Below are 16,145 nucleotides of genomic sequence, written 5' to 3'. Positions count from 1 at the left end.
TAGAAGGTAAGTGACGATGAACTTTTCAAAAATGCATGGACTTGGAAATGATTTTATGGTCATTGATGCGGTAACGCAAAATGTTCATCTTTCAACAGAAATGATAAAACGCCTTGCTGATAGATACACAGGTGTTGGTTTCGATCAGCTTTTACTTGTAGAGCCTCCTTATGCGCCAGATACTGATTTTCATTACCGAATTTTCAATGCAGATGGAAGTGAAGTTCAGCAGTGTGGAAATGGCGCTCGCTGTTTTGCTAGATTTGTTCGTTTAAAAGGTTTAACCAAAAAACGTGTTTTAAAAGTGAGCACGGTAAAAGGGAATATTGTACTAACAGTTAATGATGATGAAACAGTCAGAGTTAATATGGGGCAACCTATTTTTGAACCAAGTAAAGTACCGTTTAAAGCAATAAAAGAAGAAAAAACTTATATTATTCGAGCACAAGAGAACACCGTATTATGTGGCGTGGCTTCAATGGGAAATCCCCATTGTGTGCTACAAGTCGATAATATTCTCACCGCTGAAGTGGCCACACTTGGACCGCTATTAGAACAACATGAACGTTTTCCTGAACGAGCAAATGTCGGATTTATGCATATCATTAATCGCAACAACATTGATTTACGGGTGTTTGAGCGTGGTGTTGGCGAAACACAAGCTTGTGGAACTGGTGCTTGCGCTGCTGTTGCAGTCGGCATTAATCAAGGATTATTGAATAATAAAGTCAATGTAAACTTGCCTGGTGGTAAGCTTTTAATTGAATGGCAGGGAATGAATCAACCACTTTATATGACAGGGCCAGCAACCCATGTCTATGATGGATTTATTGCGATATAACTATAAAATTATTCGTTTTGTAATCATAAATTCGTCATTAAATAAGTTAATAGTTTAAATGGATGCAGTGATTCTCTTTGAGTTTTATTTACACAAATATTATAAATAAGTGATAACAGAGATTAAGCATGGTTGCTAAAATAACACGCGCTCATAAAGCAAAATATACAAGGCGAGTTGCCGACAAGCCTACTTTGAATGATGAAATAGTCAGTCAATATTTGATGGATAATCCCGATTTTTTTATTCGTAATGCTAATCATCTCCAAAGCATGCAGATCCCTCATCCCATTCGTGGTGGTGTTTCATTACCTGAATGGCAAATGGCAAGGCAACGTAATAAAATTGGTCAGTTAGAGTCCGAAATTACCTTATTGATGGAATATGCCAGTAATAATGAATTGCTTTTCAATCAATTTATGGATTTGCAGGGACAATTAATTAAAGCAAACGATCTTAATGATTTAGATAATATATTAAAAAGTTGGGCCAAATCTTTAGGTCTTAGCGGCGCTTATTTATATCTTTTTGATGATAAATGGTTACTCAATGCACCTTCTATTCATCATCACTATGCATTAAATTGCCTACGTTTTGATTTTATAAGAGTTAGGCATTTACAATATAGTCATCAGTATTTGGGCACTTTAAATACTACTGAGCTAGATTTTCTATTGCCAGAACATGGTTATGTCGGTTCAGTTGCTTTATCGTTATTAGGTCAATTTGGCGATTTAGGGTTGCTCATGTTTACCAGTGCCGATCCTCATCATTATCAAGCTGAGCAAGGAACATTGTTATTAGAAAGAATTAGTCTAATATTACCAATATTAATTGAAAAATGGGTCATGCGAAAAAAATAAGGCAGATTATGAATCTTTCATCTCAAAAAAATGTCGATTTATTAACTCAGCCAGTCGAACAGTTTTTAAATTATATCAAATCAGAAAAGCAACTTAGTTTAAATACTCAAATTAATTATAAACGTCAACTCTATGCACTGATTTCATTAGCGCAAGAAATCGAACTGAATAAATGGCAAGATTTAGATTCATCGGCAGTAAGATTATTAATTAGCCGGAGTAAACGCACTGGTTTACAGGCTAGAAGCTTATCTTTAAGATTATCTGCCTTACGAAGTTTTTGTGATTGGATGGTAAAAAATGAACTTATTGTCGCCAATCCTGCACGCGGTGTGTTAAATCCTAAAGTAGGGCAACATTTGCCTAAAAATATTGATATTGATGAGATTAATCAACTCTTGGATATAGAATATAACGATCCGTTGTCAGTACGAGACCGAGCCATGCTTGAGCTTATGTATGGTTCGGGTTTACGACTTTCTGAACTCGTTAATCTTAATTGCCGGCAGTTAAATTTAAATGATGCTGAAATAAAAGTGATGGGAAAGGGCAGCAAAGAGCGTAAATTGCCATTAGGTCGAGAGTCGATAAAATGGATCAAGCATTGGTTATCGATGCGTGATTTTTTAGAACCGCAAGATGATGCTCTGTTCATTTCTAAATTAGGTAAACGCATATCCCCACGCAACGTAGAAAAACGATTTGCACAATGGGGAGTTAAACAAGGTTTAAGCGTTCATGTGCACCCGCATAAATTACGTCACTCATTTGCCACTCATATGTTAGAATCAAGTGGTGATTTAAGAGCTGTACAAGAATTGCTTGGTCACGCTGATTTGTCAACAACACAAGTTTATACGCATTTGGATTTTTCACATTTGGCAGAAGTTTATGATTCTGCACACCCCAGAGCGAAAAGAGGAAGTAAATAATGCATTTTTACCGTTCAATTAATTCTATTAAAGCCATTACTTTCGATCTTGACGATACACTGTATGACAATAGTACAATTGTTGAAAAATCTGAACAAGAAATGATAAAAACGCTGCATATTTGTCCTCAATTACAGAATGTGACTTTAACTGATTTTCATGTCGAAAAAAATGGTGTGTTATCAGCCAATCCAGAAATTTATCACGATGTGATTATTTGGCGAATTGAGACAATTAAATCGCTTTGTATTAAAGCTAAAATTTCAACCGCTAAGATTGCACAGATAGTTGATGATGCAATGACAACGTTTAATTTTTGGCGCCATACAATGAATGTTCCTCAATCTACACACACTTTATTAGCTTTGTTAGCAACAAAATTTCCTTTAGCTGTGATTACTAATGGAAACGTTGATATTAACAAAATCGGTTTAGGTGACTATTTTCAATTTTCCCTTCGTGGTGGTGCTAATGGTCGTTCTAAGCCTTTTCCTGAAATTTTCAATTTAGCCGCCGATAGGCTAGCGCTACCGGCTGGTAATATTTTACATGTTGGTGATAATTTAATAACTGATGTTAATGGCGCGGTTAATAATGGATTTTTAGGGTGCTGGCTAAATATTTTTGATCAAGATATTTTGCAGCTTACCGATGCAAGATGTTTACCTCATATTGAGATAACACAATTGCCTGAATTAGAGAATCTGATATAATTCTTGCAAAGTCTGTATAAATAGACAGTAAAGCTGACAGTAATTATAAATTACTGTGATTTAAAACCTATCTTTTATCCTATTTGCTTATCGTCTACATACGACATCTAAAAAATAATGAAAGAATGAATAATGTATATAAAATTGATACCGGTTACCGGTTTGTATTATCAAAATGGGTTAATTTATAATGGAAATTAGACAATCATTATTAGACGACCTAAATACCGAACAAAAAAATGCAGTGACTACTGATAACCAATATACCGTTGTGTTAGCAGGTGCGGGAAGTGGGAAAACTCGCGTTTTGGTTCATCGTATTGCTTGGCTCTGCATGGAAAAACAATACCCCTCTAATTCAATTTTTGCCGTTACCTTTACCAATAAAGCTGCCGCAGAAATGCAAGAGCGTATCGAAGCATTAGTTGGAGAAGGGTACTTTAGTGGTATGTGGATTGGTACCTTTCATGGATTAACACACCGATTATTACGTATGTTTGCCCAGCAAGCTAAGTTGCCATCGAATTTTCAATTGATTGACTCTGAAGATCAAATTCGGCTTATCAAACGCATTTTTCGAGAATTGAAAATTGATGAAAAACAGTGGTCGGCAAAAGAGTGCGCTGCGTTTATATCAAACCAAAAAGAAAAAGGTTTTCGTGCTAATGATATCACGCCTGAAGATCCTAAACAAATCATGTGGCAAACCATCTATCGCGATTATCAAGCTATTTGTGATAGAGTAGGATATGTTGATTTTTCAGAATTAATTTTAAGAGTTTACGAATTACTTTGCCAAAATGATGATGTGTTAAATTATTGTCATCACCGTTTTTCCAATATTTTGATTGATGAATTTCAAGATACTAATTTGATTCAATACCGATTAGTGCAAAAACTGGCTGGTCATACTGCCAATGTTATGATTGTTGGTGATGACGATCAATCTATCTATAGCTGGCGAGGCGCGAATGCTGACAATTTACAATTATTTATTCATGATTATCCAGATTCTGACATTATCCGTTTAGAGCAAAATTACCGTTCAACAAGTAATATATTAGATGCAGCCAATATATTAATCGCTAAAAACCAAAATAGACTCGGTAAAAATTTATGGACAGATAGTGGTGATGGCGAAAAAATCTCACTTTATGTTGGTTTTAATGACATTGATGAAGCCCGATTTGTAGTTGGTCAAATAAAAAAACACCATGAAAATGGTGAAAACTACGCGAGTTGTGCCATATTATATCGAAACAACGTGCAATCACGAATTTTTGAAGATACGTTATTGCAATCAGGCGTGCCTTACCAAATTTATGGTTCTATTCGCTTTTATGAGCGGCAAGAAGTCAAATTGGCTTTAGCTTATTTACGATTATTACATGATCATAATAATGACATGGCTTTTGAAACTACGATAAATACCCCTACAAGAGGTATTGGCAATGTCACGCTTGATAAAGTCAGGCTAACAGCTAAGCAACATAGTCTTTCATTATGGGATGCTTGCTTAATGTTAATCCAAAGTAATTCGCTAACTGAACGTCAGCGTTCAGGACTCAGTCGCTTTTTACAATTGATGGATTCAATCTATGATGAAGTCGGTTTGTTACCTTTTTATAAACAGCTTGATGTCATGATTCGTTTATCTGGTTTACAGCAAATGTATGAGCAAGAGCCAGGAATAAAAGGTCAATCAAGATTAGAAAACCTTGAAGAACTGGTTTCGGCAGCAGAACAGTTTTTTAAAATCAATGAAAATACTGTAATTGAAGATAGCCAAACCGGTAAAACATTAACAGTATTAGAGTCATTTTTAGCTTTTACCTCACTTGAAAGCCGTGATGTGATTAAAGAGCAAGATTCTGTTCAACTAATGACACTCCACGCAGCTAAAGGACTGGAGTTTGATAATGTGTTTATCGTTGGCTTAGAAGAAGGCATATTCCCAGCACAACGCTCTATTAAAGATAATGATAAAATGGAAGAAGAGCGCCGTTTGGCATACGTTGGTATTACTCGAGCTAGAAAACATTTAACGTTAACGTTATGTGAATTAAGACGACTTTATGGGCGTGAAGAACGTAACTTACCATCACGTTTTTTGAGTGAATTACCGGTTGAAAATCTTAATGAGGTCAGTTATCGAGGTATGATAACTTCATCAGAATTTAAATCTGATGATTTAAGTCATGATGCACAATTTTATCAAGAACGTAAAAAGTCTTACCTTGAAAAGCAACGTGAAAGTGATGGTTATGTATTAGGTCGCAAGGTTAAACATCAACGATTTGGTGAAGGTACAATCATTAATTTAGATGGTGAAGGCGATCATAGACGAGTGCAGATTGCTTTTATTAATGAAGGAATAAAATGGTTAGTGGTTAAACTGGCAAATCTTACATTACTATAAAAAGTTTAAAAATTCTGATTCAACAAGGACAAAGTGCAATATTTAGCCTTGTTGAATTACACTTTACAACCTTGCTTGTTCTTGTACTGATTCGGTAAAAATTTTATCAAAAGATTGATCTGTACGATTACAAATCCATTGCTTATTGACATAATCAAAATGGTATCCTTGTTTAGCTGTAGCTAACCAAATTTGGAAAAGCGGCTCTTGAGTATTGACAATAATTTTACTGTGATTAGGAAAACTGATCGTAATAACATTGCCATTAGTTTCGTAGTCAATATCTATGTCTTGTTCGTCAGCAAATTTATCTAAAAAAAGCTCGATCTGATTATAAAGTTGATCGGTAATAGTATGAAATTCGGTTATATTCATAGAAAAATAATCTAAATAGACAATGAAAAGAGTTTAACATAAACCCTATTAACCTGCCACAATCAAGTGGCAGTTAAATAGTTATCTGTATTTATTCAGTAATAGGTAAAGAGCAGGCAACAATGAGTAATCGGCGTAGTTCATCGTCATTATTTGTCATTGCGACCCAGCGGTTTGGAGTATCATTAGTACCGATTAAATCACCTTCGCCGAAGTAATTTGCAAATAACTGTATATTTCCTTTAGCCATCTCCATTTTGTCACAATTTGCAAATTGTTCAATGACTAATGAGCGATATGAAATTTTATTACCATCACTATTATCTTGTTCGATTGCTGGCGTATAGTTGACAATTTGCGAAAATACTCGAATTCGTTTGTTGTAAGGGTGGAGGGCAATAGATGTTCTATCAATGAATGAATAACCAGTGGATTTGTCGTCTTTAGATTTACTTATCGAAATAAATTGCTGACCAACGCGTTCATTATGTAAAATTTCATTTACGTCTGATGTTGTTTTTTCGTCAACAGTATCATTGATTGGTGCTATTTTAGTATCGACACTATTACCAAACGCAGAAAAAGAAGACAGAATCAATAATAAATATAATTTTTTCATTTAAATCTTATCCCCGCCTTTTGATTTATTTTCTGTTGATGTTTTACTCATGTCTTTCTTTTGTTGAGATTTTAGATTTTCTTCATTCTCTTTTTGTTTTTTTAGCTTATAAGCTTTAATTTTTTCTTGACGTTTAGCTTCAATTTTAGCATCTAAGGGTTTCATGTCTGGGCGAGTTAAATAAAGAATATCTTTTTCTATATCGCCTTGAATTGAACAAGCTATTCGGCTCTGATTATCGGCAATATTTTCTAAATAGAGTGATTTTTCAACCGTCCAAAGTCGTGGAATAACCATATCAATTGAGTATGGGTTATCCTGCCAAAGAAGGGCTTTATTTTTTTGATCATAAATTTTAGGATTAGCGATATAGACTTGATTATTGTAAGGTAACCAGTTGAGGTTTTTTAAATTATTTTTAACTTCATCTAAATTATTATTAAAGATAAATCCCCAATAATAAAATTTGCCAGATAATGTAGTGGGAATATAGATGTTTTGATAACCAACTATTGTTAATCCTTTATATTTAATTGGTTTTTTCAACATTGTTGTATTGCTATTATCATATTCCATTGATTGAACGGGAATATAGGCAATATTTTCAAACGAATCTAAGTCGGCATATTGGCTAAAATATTTCTTATTTTTAGCTAACTGTTCAAAAAATTGACTATCGCATTGAAGAAATGAATCAATTATCTCATCTGTGTTATTCTCTTTTGCTGCATTTTGTGCAATAACCATGCAAGAAAGTAATGAAGAGCAAATAAAAACCGAAAGTTTCTTTATAAGCATGGAGAGGATCCTTTTATAATAATTCTTCTGCCAATGTGTGTAAAGTATTGTAAAGTAATGTAAATAATGTTGTCAATCATCTGTATGTAAATCTTCAATGAAGATAAGTAAACTACCATTTTTAAATGATATTTTTACTAAATCACAGATTGCCTTATTTCGTAAACTCGTTAATTCGCCTAACTTCAACGTTGCATTAGTCAGCGGATATTGAACACCATCAATAGATAATTTGATTACTTTTGGAAAAGGCATCAATGAGATAATTCGATTTTTTATACCGGTGAGAACTTGCTGGTGTTTAGCAAAAAAGAAATGGCAATAATTATCATAAAAAGTGATATCAAATTGTTGATGATATTGTTTTGCAACTGATAAGTTACCTAAAAAATGATCACTAGCATGACCGCAGGCACCATACACAATAAAGCGTTTTATTCCTTTATCGGCTAAAAATAACATCGCTTTTTCAAAGTCAGTTTTATTTTGATCAGGCGTGTGAATCACTTGAGTCGTGTTTGGTGTGTTGCGATCACGGTGAAAACTATCTAAATCACCAATAATATAATTGGGAATGATTGAGGTTGATGATAAATAATTATGATATGCTCCGTCAGTTGCCGCTATACAGCAATAATTATCGCTAGTGTTAGGGTAGTGCTTTGGCGGCTCCCCATTAACAAATAGTAATGCGGTATGGTTTTGCATTCTTATATTCCTCTGTTTTATAAGGCTAATGTCAAAGCCATAATGATTGCATCTTCTTGTTTACCATCTGTAGTTGGATAATAATTTTTTCTAATCGTAATTTGATTAAAACCAAGTGAATGATACAACAAAATAGCGGCCTTATTTGATTGTCGAACTTCTAACCAAAGCGTGGTGATAGGGTTAGATGGGTTGATTGTCGTTAACTTGTCAATAAGGCAGTTGAGCAACGCTTTTGCTAATCCTTGTTTTCTAAACTTAGGATGTATCGCGATATTAAATAAGTTTGCTTCATCGGCCACTAATTGGCATATGCAAAATCCAATTATTTTGTTATTAATCGTGAGCTTCAAATTTAAATAATGATCGCCTTGGTTAGAGAAGAACGTCTGTTTAGACCATGCAATAGGATGGCAAAGTTGTTCTAATGCATAAGCTTCTGATAAATCATGCTTGTTTAGGATGGAAATAGTTTTCATATTGACATAATTGTTGCCAAAGCTGGCGTTTTTGTTGTGGTGCATTGGCTAAGGCATCTAAATTCGTTGTTTGAATCACTAACTGATTTTGCCACGATTCATCTGGTTGAATATCAATAAACCATACCACTTTATTTATTTCATTAGCAGGAATAATGAGTTGCGATGGCGTAAGCACCAATACGTGTTCAGTGCTAAGACTAATGGCATTTAAAATATCCTGATATATTTTTTGTGTTGGCTTTTGTTCTGCAACAACAATTAAGCGGATTTCATCACTAATATGTGTTGCAAATTCACCTTTGAACGCGGCTGCATCACGCAAAACATATTGTGTGATATTACATTGCTTTAAATACCAATCTTGTTCAGTCATGATTAAGAAAGTGTTTTTTTGTTAGAGATTAAGGGACGTTAATTGTATAATCAACGGCTAAATTTATAAAGGTTTTTTCATTGAGGTAATATGGCAACATCTGCTTTTACACCAGCAAGTCAAGTAATAGAACGACACGAGAGTATCTTTAACAATAAAAATGTTATCTTTGCTGGCGATATTCAAGACAGTTATCCGGCAAGTTTTTCGGCGCATAACATCAAAATTCATTGTTCTCAGTTTCATACCTATTTACGACTAAAAAATTACACCCATAAGGTCGAAACGCTTTTTGCTTTGCTACCTGATTCTACCTTTTACACAAACATGGATACGGTCATCTACTATTGGCCAAAAACAAAAAGTGAAGCGCAGTTTCAGTTGTCTTACTTATTACATAACATGGCTAAAGGGAGTGATATTTTTATTGTTGGTGAAAACCGCTCAGGGATTAAAAGTGTTGAAGCTTTGTTAAATGAGTTTGGTTCCATCCAAAAAATAGATAGTGCCAGACGTTGCAGTTTATATCATTTTCAAGCCGATCATCGTTTGGCCTTTGAGTTTGAAAAATGGTGGTTGAGCTATCATTTAACAATCGATAATCACGACATTGAAGTGAAAAGTTTACCAGGCGTATTTAGCCAAAAAGGGTTAGATGCGGGTAGTGAATTGCTATTAAATGCATTGATGGAACATGCAGACATTGTTAAAGGACATGTTTTAGATGTCGGATGTGGCTCGGGTATTTTGGCAACAGTGCTTGCTAAATTATATCCTGATATTACGTTAACACTGTCTGACGTTAATAGTGCGGCATTAGAATCAAGCAAAGCAACGTTAGCGAGTAATCATTTATCAGCCAGTGTTGTTGCCAGTGATGTTTTTTCTAATTTGAATGATAAATACCATTTGATTATATCAAATCCGCCTTTTCATGACGGCAAGCAGACCGATTATACTGCGGTTAATGCTTTAATTAGCCAAGCCAAAAAACATCTAAAATTGAATGGTTATTTGTGTATAGTAGCAAACTCATTTTTACCCTATCAAACGATTTTAAATGACACGTTTAAAAGTGTAGAAGTGATAGCACAAACGACAAAATTTAAAGTCTATTTAGCCAGTCATTAATAAGTAATGATAATCGAATATTCATGCGTGAGTAAAGTGAACTAGATCACGCGTGAGAATTGTTGCTGTCTTGCCATACGGCGCATATAACTATCAAAACACATACATATATTACGAATTAATAAATGTCCTTTGGGTTGTACAACAATGGTATCATCACTAATCATGACCAGACCATCTTGTTGTAATGGTTTGAGTAACGATAAGTCTTGCGCAAAATAATCATCGAACTGAATAGTAAATTTTTGCTCTATTTGTTTTTTGTCTAAATAAAAATGACAAATAAGCTGTTTAATCACATCACGCCGAATAATATCATCATTATTTAAATTAAAGCCTTTCCATAAACCATTGCCAGTTTGTTCAACTTGGTTTTGATAAATTTTTAGATCTTTTTGATTTTGCGCATAACTATCACCCAGCATGCTAATTGCCGATACACCAAGTCCCAATAAATCAGCATCACCTTGCGTGGTATAACCTTGAAAATTGCGGTGCAATTTATTTTGCTGCTGCGCGATTGCCAGTTCATCAGTGGGTTTAGCAAAGTGATCCATACCGATAAATTGATAACCAGCTTGGGTTAATTTTTCGATACAGGTTTGTAAAATCTGCAATTTTTGATTAGCGTTAGGTAAATCCTGATCTTTGATCTTTCGCTGAGCGGCAAAACGACTAGGAAGATGAGCATAATTAAAGACACTCAATCGATCTGGTGAAATATCGATAACCTTATTTAAGGTTTCGGTAAAACTTTCTACTGTTTGTTTAGGTAATCCATAGATAAGATCCAAGCTAATTGAATGGAAATGATTTTTACGTGCTTGCTTAATTAATGAGCGTATTAGATTTTCATCTTGTTCACGATTAATTAAATTTTGAATTTCGTGATTAAAATCTTGAATTCCCATACTCAGTCGATTAAATCCGAGGCTAGCAAGATGATCAATAGTTTGAGGAGTAATTTCCCGTGGGTCAATTTCAATTGACAGTTCAGCATTTTGCGCAAAATTGAAATGCTTTCTTAGCGAAACAATCAGGCGGGTAATTTCATCGTTGGTCAAAAAGGTTGGGGTACCGCCGCCCCAATGCATTTGCGAGACAATACGGTTTTTGAATAGTTGTGATCGCTTTTCAATTTCAATATCGAGTATATCTAAATATTTAGTAACTTTTTGAGTCTGGCGGGTAACTAGTTTGTTACAACCACAAAAATAACAAAGCTTATGGCAAAAAGGGATATGAACATAAAGCGATAATGGTCTATCGGGATAACGATTGGCCGCCGCTAAAAAATCTTGGTCTTTAAAATTTTCATTAAATTCGAGCGCTGTTGGGTATGATGTATATCTCGGACCAGAATAATTATATTTTTCAATTAATCTTTGATCCCATAATTGCGTTTGAATTTTATTATTATTTTTATTTAATTCGGCATCTAACATTGCTATTTCCATGATTTTTTTTAATTGGTTTTTGTTTAGTTTTGATTTTGGTTCTATTTTTTATACGATTGGTTTTTTTTAAAAATAGTAACGTACAAATCAATAATCCAAAATATAAACTAAGCATTATTAGTAATGGCATTATGTTCTCATTATTTATCTAAGCTGATTTGTATTGAACAATACCGATTTTAAGATCATATCAATTAAAATCGCTGTATTTTAATTGATATGACTTAAATACTTTATAATCACATTCACGTCGGATTATGATCATTTAATCGATTTTTAATGACGTTTTAATAAATTGACGATATCGTCTTTCGCTTCATCTTGTTCATCATCAAAATCATCATCACTATAACCAAGCTGTTGCATCAGCTCTTCTATACGGTTTAGTTTGCTATCAAGGTATGACTGTTGTTCTTTGGTTAATTTACTATCACTTTCGACTAAATCAAGTAGTTGCTCTAATTTTTCATCATTTTCTAATTGTTCTAACTCTTCTTGAGGGGATAAGCGTTTTTTTATTGGTTTTGACTCTTTGACTAAAACAGGTTTGCTTGTTGCATCATCCGCAATTAAGGCAATTGGCTTTTTACTACCAATTCGCGGATCTTTAATGGTATTGGATGATTTTTTATGTTGATTATTATCTTGACCATTAAAACGTGAACCGCTCGGTAAACCTTTATGTTTACGTTTGCGTTTCAGTTCACGCGACTCTTCATTTATTTCTTGACGGCTTTTTTTGGGTTTTAGCTTCGATTTAGTTTTTAACATATAATCTCAATTTTATATTCAAGTTAAATTTTACGTTTATATTTTATCAGTAACTCACTTAGATAGCTACGATGAAGCATCAATGCTAATTTGTGATTGTAAAAAATAAGAATTATGTATAATCTGAACCGATTATTTTTGCATTAATCATCAAAGAGAAAAGTAAAATATGAAGAATCATTTGAGTCCTTATATGCAATTTAGCCGTAAAGAGTGGGCAAGTTTGCGTAATGCGGTACCAATGACTTTAACTTCCGAAGAATTAACTTCGTTACAAGGAATTAATGAAGATTTATCGATGGATGAGGTAAGTGAAATCTATTTGCCTTTATCTCGACTACTTAATTACTATATTAGTAATAGCCTTTCTAGGCAGGTTGTGTTATCAAAATTTTTAGGTAAAAGTCAGAAAATCCCTTATATTATTGGTATCGCAGGTAGTGTGGCTGTCGGTAAAAGCACCACTGCTCGAGTATTACAGGCGCTTTTGACACGTTGGCCTGAACATCGCAAAGTTGCATTGGTGACAACCGATGGATTTTTGTATCCAAATAAATGTCTTGAACAACGTGGAATAATGAATAAAAAAGGCTTTCCACAATCTTATGATATCAAAAAATTGATTAATTTTGTTGCTGACATTAAGTCAGGGCAAAAACAGGTCAGTGCCCCTGTTTATTCGCATTTAGTTTATGACATTGTCGAAAATGAAGAAATTATTATAGACAGTCCCGACATTTTAATTCTTGAAGGATTAAATGTTTTACAAGGTTTAGTCAATTATACTCAAGCTAACAATCGGGTATTTGTTTCTGATTATGTCGATTTTTCAATATATGTCGATGCACAATTACCGTTATTACATGATTGGTATGTCAATCGATTTTTGAAATTTAGAGCTGGGGCATTTAGTGATCCTAATTCCTATTTTCACCATTATTCACAGTTGCCAGAACAAGAAGCTGTGAATATTGCTAACCGCCTTTGGCGAGAAATTAATGAATTAAATTTGATCGAAAATATTTTGCCAACACGGGAACGAGCAAGTTTGATTCTAACCAAAGGGAAAGATCATAAAGTTGATTGTATACAACTGAGAAAATAAACAATTGGGGAAATGAATATGAAAAAAGTAATAAAGTTAGTCAGTAAATTAAGTATGTTGACTTTGGTCACAACCTGCTCAATGAACAGCTTTGCGCAAAATCATCAATCTGAAGGGCTAACTTGTGAAAGCAAAAAGCAGGCTATTCAAGCCGAAATTGAACAAGCTAAAAGCCATAATAACAGCCATAAAATTAACGGGCTTGAGAAAGCGTTTGATGAAGTTAATACGCATTGTAGTAATGCCGATTTAGAGTCAAAATATAAGCAAGATATTGCCGAAAAAACGGATAAAGTTGTTGAAAGAAAGAATGAATTAGCTCAAAAAACTGAAAAATACGCTAAAGATAGTAAAAAGTTCGATCAAGAAAAAATTGATAAGTTAAAAGCAAAAGTACAAAAAGCCGAACAAGAACTAGCGGATGCTAAACAAAAACTTGCTGATTATTATCAACAAGTAACAATTAAATAGATGAATTGCTAACCTACTTATTTTTTATCTTCACGCTATCAATTTTAATATTGATAGCGTTTTTAACATCACGTTAGACAGCTATTATCCTAGACTTTTGCCATCAAAAATAGTAAGGTGTGCGCCTTACTACGTGGTTCGTGAACCTCCCACGCTAAAAAACTAAGGAAAATTTAATGAGTAAAATTACACTACTTGGCGACCAATCTGTTCGCTATCCAACTGACTATTGTCCAAATATTTTAGAAACCTTCGATAATAAACATCCGGGTAATGATTATTTTGTTAAATTTAACTGCCCGGAATTTACCAGTCTTTGTCCGATAACCGGTCAACCGGATTTTGCTACGATTTATATTTCGTATGTACCAAATATTAAGATGGTTGAGAGTAAATCACTCAAACTGTATCTCTTTAGTTTTCGTAATCATGGCGATTATCATGAAGATTGCATTAATATCATCATGAAAGATCTGATCAAGTTAATGGATCCTAAATATATTGAGATTTGGGGAAAATTTACACCGCGCGGTGGTATCTCTATCGATCCTTATGCCAATTATGGTAAAGCTGGCACCAATTGGGAGCAGATAGCGATGAACCGTTTGGCTAATCACGATCTTTATCCTGAAAAAGTTGATAATCGCTAATTTTTGTCGAAAAAATCAAATCGGAACAGTTAAAAATGCAAAATCGTAAAGCACTAGTGATATTTTCTGGTGGGCAAGATTCTACCACCTGTTTACTGCAAGCCATTGCAGATTATGGACGTGAAAACGTCGAAACCATTAGTTTTCAATATGGACAACGACATGCCATTGAACTTGAAAAAGCGAAATGGATTGCTGACGATCTTGGTGTGAAACAAACCGTCATCGACACTTCAGTGATCAAACAAACGACCAATAATGCGTTGATTGATGAGGCGCAGGAAATTAAAGCTGCCAAAGACGGGGATTATCCTAATACCTTTGTTGATGGGCGCAATATGCTATTTTTATTGTTAGCAGGCTGTTATGCCAAACAACACGGTATTAAAGATATTATTATTGGCGTATGTGAAACTGATTTTAGTGGTTATCCGGACTGTCGAGATATCTTTATCAAATCGATGAATGTGTCAATGAATTTAGCTATGGATTACGCTTTTAATATTAAAACGCCTTTAATGTATCTTACCAAAGCGCAAACATGGGAAATGGCCGATAAGCTGGGTTATTTGGATTATATCCGAAACCATACTCATACTTGCTATTATGGCGTAGAGGGTGGATGCGGTAAGTGTCCTAGCTGCATTCTTCGCGAGAAAGGTTTAAACCAATACCTTAATCATTCAAATTAATTGTCATACTGGGTTCACTCACCCCATAAAAAAGGAAAATTTATGTATCTGAACACGCATTCAGAGCAAACAAGCAAATTTACTCACACGCAACAAATGAAAGCCCTTGGCTGGCTTTCGTTTTTTCATATTTTGGTTATTGCTTCAAGTAATTATTTGGTGCAAATCCCGTTTGATATCTTCGGGTTTCATACCACTTGGGGGGCTTTTACCTTTCCATTTATCTTTCTGACTACCGATTTAACCATTCGGGTATTTGGTGCTAGTCTTGCCAGAAAAATTATCTTTGTTGTTATGATACCGGCATTACTGTTCTCTTATTCCATTTCGGTTGTATTTTTTGAAGGGCATTGGATGGGATTTTCAGCTTTGTCTGATTTTAACAGTTTTGTTTTCCGTATTGCCTTAGCCAGTTTTGCCGCTTATTTAGTTGGGCAATTGATGGATATTACTGTGTTTAATTATTTACGTAAAAATAGAGCATGGTGGGTAGCACCTTCGGCATCAGCTGTATTAGGTAATGGTATTGATACGATTGTCTTTTTTGCGATCGCATTTTATAAAACGAGCGATGAGTTTATGGCAACGCATTGGGTTGAAATTGCCGCTATCGATTATAGTTTTAAAATTATTATCTGTGGCTTATTCTTTTTACCGCTTTATGGCATTATTTTGAACTTTATCTTAAAAAAATTAATTATCAAAACATCGTAAATCAGCTATTAATTATCGAATAATATTAGAA

At 34.2% G+C, this 16,145-nt stretch carries 19 protein-coding genes and 1 riboswitch; of the genes, 11 read left to right on the top strand and 8 right to left on the bottom strand.

Features of this window, described 5'->3' with window-relative positions; genetic code table 11:
* The first annotated feature begins 16 nt into the window (after nucleotides 1-16).
* The 5 genes from dapF to uvrD all read left to right on the top strand — a co-directional run bounded on the left by dapF (nucleotide 17) and on the right by uvrD (nucleotide 5,768).
* Complete coding sequence (dapF, locus tag J3U66_RS03340) at nucleotides 17-841, top strand: diaminopimelate epimerase (RefSeq protein ID WP_267333115.1); 825 nt, start codon at nucleotides 17-19, stop codon at nucleotides 839-841.
* 128 nt (nucleotides 842-969) lie between these two features.
* Nucleotides 970-1,704 carry a DUF484 family protein gene (locus tag J3U66_RS03335; protein ID WP_267343821.1) on the top strand — a complete coding sequence of 245 codons (735 nt, stop codon included), beginning with the start codon at nucleotides 970-972 and terminating at the stop codon, nucleotides 1,702-1,704.
* Nucleotides 1,705-1,712: 8 nt separating this feature from the next.
* On the top strand, nucleotides 1,713-2,636 hold the full coding sequence (xerC, locus tag J3U66_RS03330; RefSeq protein ID WP_267343822.1) for a tyrosine recombinase XerC: 924 nt from the start codon (nucleotides 1,713-1,715) through the stop codon (nucleotides 2,634-2,636).
* Nucleotides 2,636-3,349 carry a 5-amino-6-(5-phospho-D-ribitylamino)uracil phosphatase YigB gene (gene yigB / locus J3U66_RS03325; protein WP_267347976.1) on the top strand — a complete coding sequence of 238 codons (714 nt, stop codon included), beginning with the start codon at nucleotides 2,636-2,638 and terminating at the stop codon, nucleotides 3,347-3,349. The genes xerC and yigB overlap by 1 nt, the downstream gene beginning before the upstream one ends.
* 190 nt (nucleotides 3,350-3,539) lie before the next feature.
* Nucleotides 3,540-5,768: a DNA helicase II gene (uvrD, locus tag J3U66_RS03320; RefSeq protein ID WP_267347975.1), complete on the top strand. Its 2,229-nt coding sequence runs from the start codon at nucleotides 3,540-3,542 to the stop codon at nucleotides 5,766-5,768.
* A gap of 63 nt (nucleotides 5,769-5,831) precedes the next feature.
* Here uvrD and cyaY read toward each other — a convergent pair whose 3' ends face one another.
* From cyaY to J3U66_RS03290, 6 genes are all read right to left on the bottom strand, one after another.
* Nucleotides 5,832-6,143, bottom strand: coding sequence for an iron donor protein CyaY (gene cyaY, locus J3U66_RS03315; RefSeq protein WP_267333111.1), 312 nt, complete (start codon nucleotides 6,141-6,143; stop codon nucleotides 5,832-5,834).
* Between the two features lie 91 nt (nucleotides 6,144-6,234).
* A complete protein-coding gene (locus J3U66_RS03310) occupies nucleotides 6,235-6,762 on the bottom strand; it encodes a surface-adhesin E family protein (RefSeq protein WP_267333110.1) in 528 nt (175 codons plus the stop codon).
* Complete coding sequence (locus J3U66_RS03305; RefSeq protein ID WP_267343825.1) at nucleotides 6,763-7,560, bottom strand: hypothetical protein; 798 nt, start codon at nucleotides 7,558-7,560, stop codon at nucleotides 6,763-6,765.
* Nucleotides 7,561-7,632: 72 nt separating this feature from the next.
* Nucleotides 7,633-8,268 (bottom strand): thiamine diphosphokinase, encoded by a 636-nt coding sequence (locus J3U66_RS03300; protein ID WP_267347974.1) that lies wholly within the window; start codon nucleotides 8,266-8,268, stop codon nucleotides 7,633-7,635.
* Nucleotides 8,269-8,285: 17 nt separating this feature from the next.
* Nucleotides 8,286-8,747, bottom strand: a complete 462-nt coding sequence (gene rimI, locus J3U66_RS03295) for a ribosomal protein S18-alanine N-acetyltransferase (RefSeq protein WP_267333107.1) — start codon at nucleotides 8,745-8,747, stop codon at nucleotides 8,286-8,288.
* Nucleotides 8,716-9,123, bottom strand: coding sequence for a DNA polymerase III subunit psi (locus J3U66_RS03290; protein WP_267347972.1), 408 nt, complete (start codon nucleotides 9,121-9,123; stop codon nucleotides 8,716-8,718). The genes rimI and J3U66_RS03290 overlap by 32 nt, the downstream gene beginning before the upstream one ends.
* A gap of 90 nt (nucleotides 9,124-9,213) precedes the next feature.
* On the opposite strand from J3U66_RS03290, the gene rsmC reads away from it, so the two are divergent.
* Nucleotides 9,214-10,254, top strand: coding sequence for a 16S rRNA (guanine(1207)-N(2))-methyltransferase RsmC (gene rsmC / locus J3U66_RS03285; RefSeq protein WP_267333105.1), 1,041 nt, complete (start codon nucleotides 9,214-9,216; stop codon nucleotides 10,252-10,254).
* A gap of 41 nt (nucleotides 10,255-10,295) precedes the next feature.
* On the opposite strand, the gene hemN is transcribed toward rsmC, so the two are convergent.
* Nucleotides 10,296-11,699 carry an oxygen-independent coproporphyrinogen III oxidase gene (hemN, locus tag J3U66_RS03280; protein WP_267347971.1) on the bottom strand — a complete coding sequence of 468 codons (1,404 nt, stop codon included), beginning with the start codon at nucleotides 11,697-11,699 and terminating at the stop codon, nucleotides 10,296-10,298.
* 288 nt (nucleotides 11,700-11,987) lie between these two features.
* On the bottom strand, nucleotides 11,988-12,482 hold the full coding sequence (yihI, locus tag J3U66_RS03275) for a Der GTPase-activating protein YihI (RefSeq protein WP_267347970.1): 495 nt from the start codon (nucleotides 12,480-12,482) through the stop codon (nucleotides 11,988-11,990).
* Between the two features lie 169 nt (nucleotides 12,483-12,651).
* Between yihI and coaA the strand changes: the two genes are divergently transcribed.
* The 5 genes from coaA (at nucleotide 12,652) to J3U66_RS03250 (ending at nucleotide 16,114) form a co-directional block, all read left to right on the top strand.
* Complete coding sequence (gene coaA / locus J3U66_RS03270) at nucleotides 12,652-13,587, top strand: type I pantothenate kinase (RefSeq protein WP_267333102.1); 936 nt, start codon at nucleotides 12,652-12,654, stop codon at nucleotides 13,585-13,587.
* Between the two features lie 18 nt (nucleotides 13,588-13,605).
* On the top strand, nucleotides 13,606-14,058 hold the full coding sequence (locus tag J3U66_RS03265; protein WP_267347969.1) for a DUF1090 domain-containing protein: 453 nt from the start codon (nucleotides 13,606-13,608) through the stop codon (nucleotides 14,056-14,058).
* Nucleotides 14,059-14,185: 127 nt separating this feature from the next.
* A riboswitch (PreQ1 riboswitch) is annotated at nucleotides 14,186-14,230 on the top strand.
* A 4-nt stretch (nucleotides 14,231-14,234) separates the two neighbouring features.
* On the top strand, nucleotides 14,235-14,708 hold the full coding sequence (gene queF, locus J3U66_RS03260; protein WP_267347968.1) for a preQ(1) synthase: 474 nt from the start codon (nucleotides 14,235-14,237) through the stop codon (nucleotides 14,706-14,708).
* Between the two features lie 14 nt (nucleotides 14,709-14,722).
* A complete protein-coding gene (queC, locus tag J3U66_RS03255) occupies nucleotides 14,723-15,400 on the top strand; it encodes a 7-cyano-7-deazaguanine synthase QueC (protein ID WP_267348087.1) in 678 nt (225 codons plus the stop codon).
* A gap of 42 nt (nucleotides 15,401-15,442) precedes the next feature.
* Nucleotides 15,443-16,114, top strand: a complete 672-nt coding sequence (locus J3U66_RS03250; protein WP_267333100.1) for a 7-cyano-7-deazaguanine/7-aminomethyl-7-deazaguanine transporter — start codon at nucleotides 15,443-15,445, stop codon at nucleotides 16,112-16,114.
* Nucleotides 16,115-16,145 lie beyond the last annotated feature (31 nt).

Origin of the sequence: Gilliamella sp. B2969 (assembly GCF_026536195.1) — a bacterium.
Taxonomy (GTDB): Bacteria; Pseudomonadota; Gammaproteobacteria; order Enterobacterales; family Orbaceae; genus Gilliamella.
This window is presented reverse-complemented; position numbering and strand designations above follow the sequence as displayed.

Bases quoted from the DNA above. Each gene is read 5' to 3' on its own strand.
- dapF (WP_267333115.1), top strand. From the start codon at position 17: ATGAACTTTTCAAAAATGCATGGACTTGGAAATGATTTTATGGTCATT.
- J3U66_RS03335 (WP_267343821.1), top strand. From the start codon at position 970: ATGGTTGCTAAAATAACACGCGCTCATAAAGCAAAATATACAAGGCGA.
- xerC (WP_267343822.1), top strand. From the start codon at position 1,713: ATGAATCTTTCATCTCAAAAAAATGTCGATTTATTAACTCAGCCAGTC.
- yigB (WP_267347976.1), top strand. From the start codon at position 2,636: ATGCATTTTTACCGTTCAATTAATTCTATTAAAGCCATTACTTTCGAT.
- uvrD (WP_267347975.1), top strand. From the start codon at position 3,540: ATGGAAATTAGACAATCATTATTAGACGACCTAAATACCGAACAAAAA.
- cyaY (WP_267333111.1), bottom strand. From the start codon at position 6,143: ATGAATATAACCGAATTTCATACTATTACCGATCAACTTTATAATCAG.
- J3U66_RS03310 (WP_267333110.1), bottom strand. From the start codon at position 6,762: ATGAAAAAATTATATTTATTATTGATTCTGTCTTCTTTTTCTGCGTTT.
- J3U66_RS03305 (WP_267343825.1), bottom strand. From the start codon at position 7,560: ATGCTTATAAAGAAACTTTCGGTTTTTATTTGCTCTTCATTACTTTCT.
- J3U66_RS03300 (WP_267347974.1), bottom strand. From the start codon at position 8,268: ATGCAAAACCATACCGCATTACTATTTGTTAATGGGGAGCCGCCAAAG.
- rimI (WP_267333107.1), bottom strand. From the start codon at position 8,747: ATGAAAACTATTTCCATCCTAAACAAGCATGATTTATCAGAAGCTTAT.
- J3U66_RS03290 (WP_267347972.1), bottom strand. From the start codon at position 9,123: ATGACTGAACAAGATTGGTATTTAAAGCAATGTAATATCACACAATAT.
- rsmC (WP_267333105.1), top strand. From the start codon at position 9,214: ATGGCAACATCTGCTTTTACACCAGCAAGTCAAGTAATAGAACGACAC.
- hemN (WP_267347971.1), bottom strand. From the start codon at position 11,699: ATGTTAGATGCCGAATTAAATAAAAATAATAATAAAATTCAAACGCAA.
- yihI (WP_267347970.1), bottom strand. From the start codon at position 12,482: ATGTTAAAAACTAAATCGAAGCTAAAACCCAAAAAAAGCCGTCAAGAA.
- coaA (WP_267333102.1), top strand. From the start codon at position 12,652: ATGAAGAATCATTTGAGTCCTTATATGCAATTTAGCCGTAAAGAGTGG.
- J3U66_RS03265 (WP_267347969.1), top strand. From the start codon at position 13,606: ATGAAAAAAGTAATAAAGTTAGTCAGTAAATTAAGTATGTTGACTTTG.
- queF (WP_267347968.1), top strand. From the start codon at position 14,235: ATGAGTAAAATTACACTACTTGGCGACCAATCTGTTCGCTATCCAACT.
- J3U66_RS03250 (WP_267333100.1), top strand. From the start codon at position 15,443: ATGTATCTGAACACGCATTCAGAGCAAACAAGCAAATTTACTCACACG.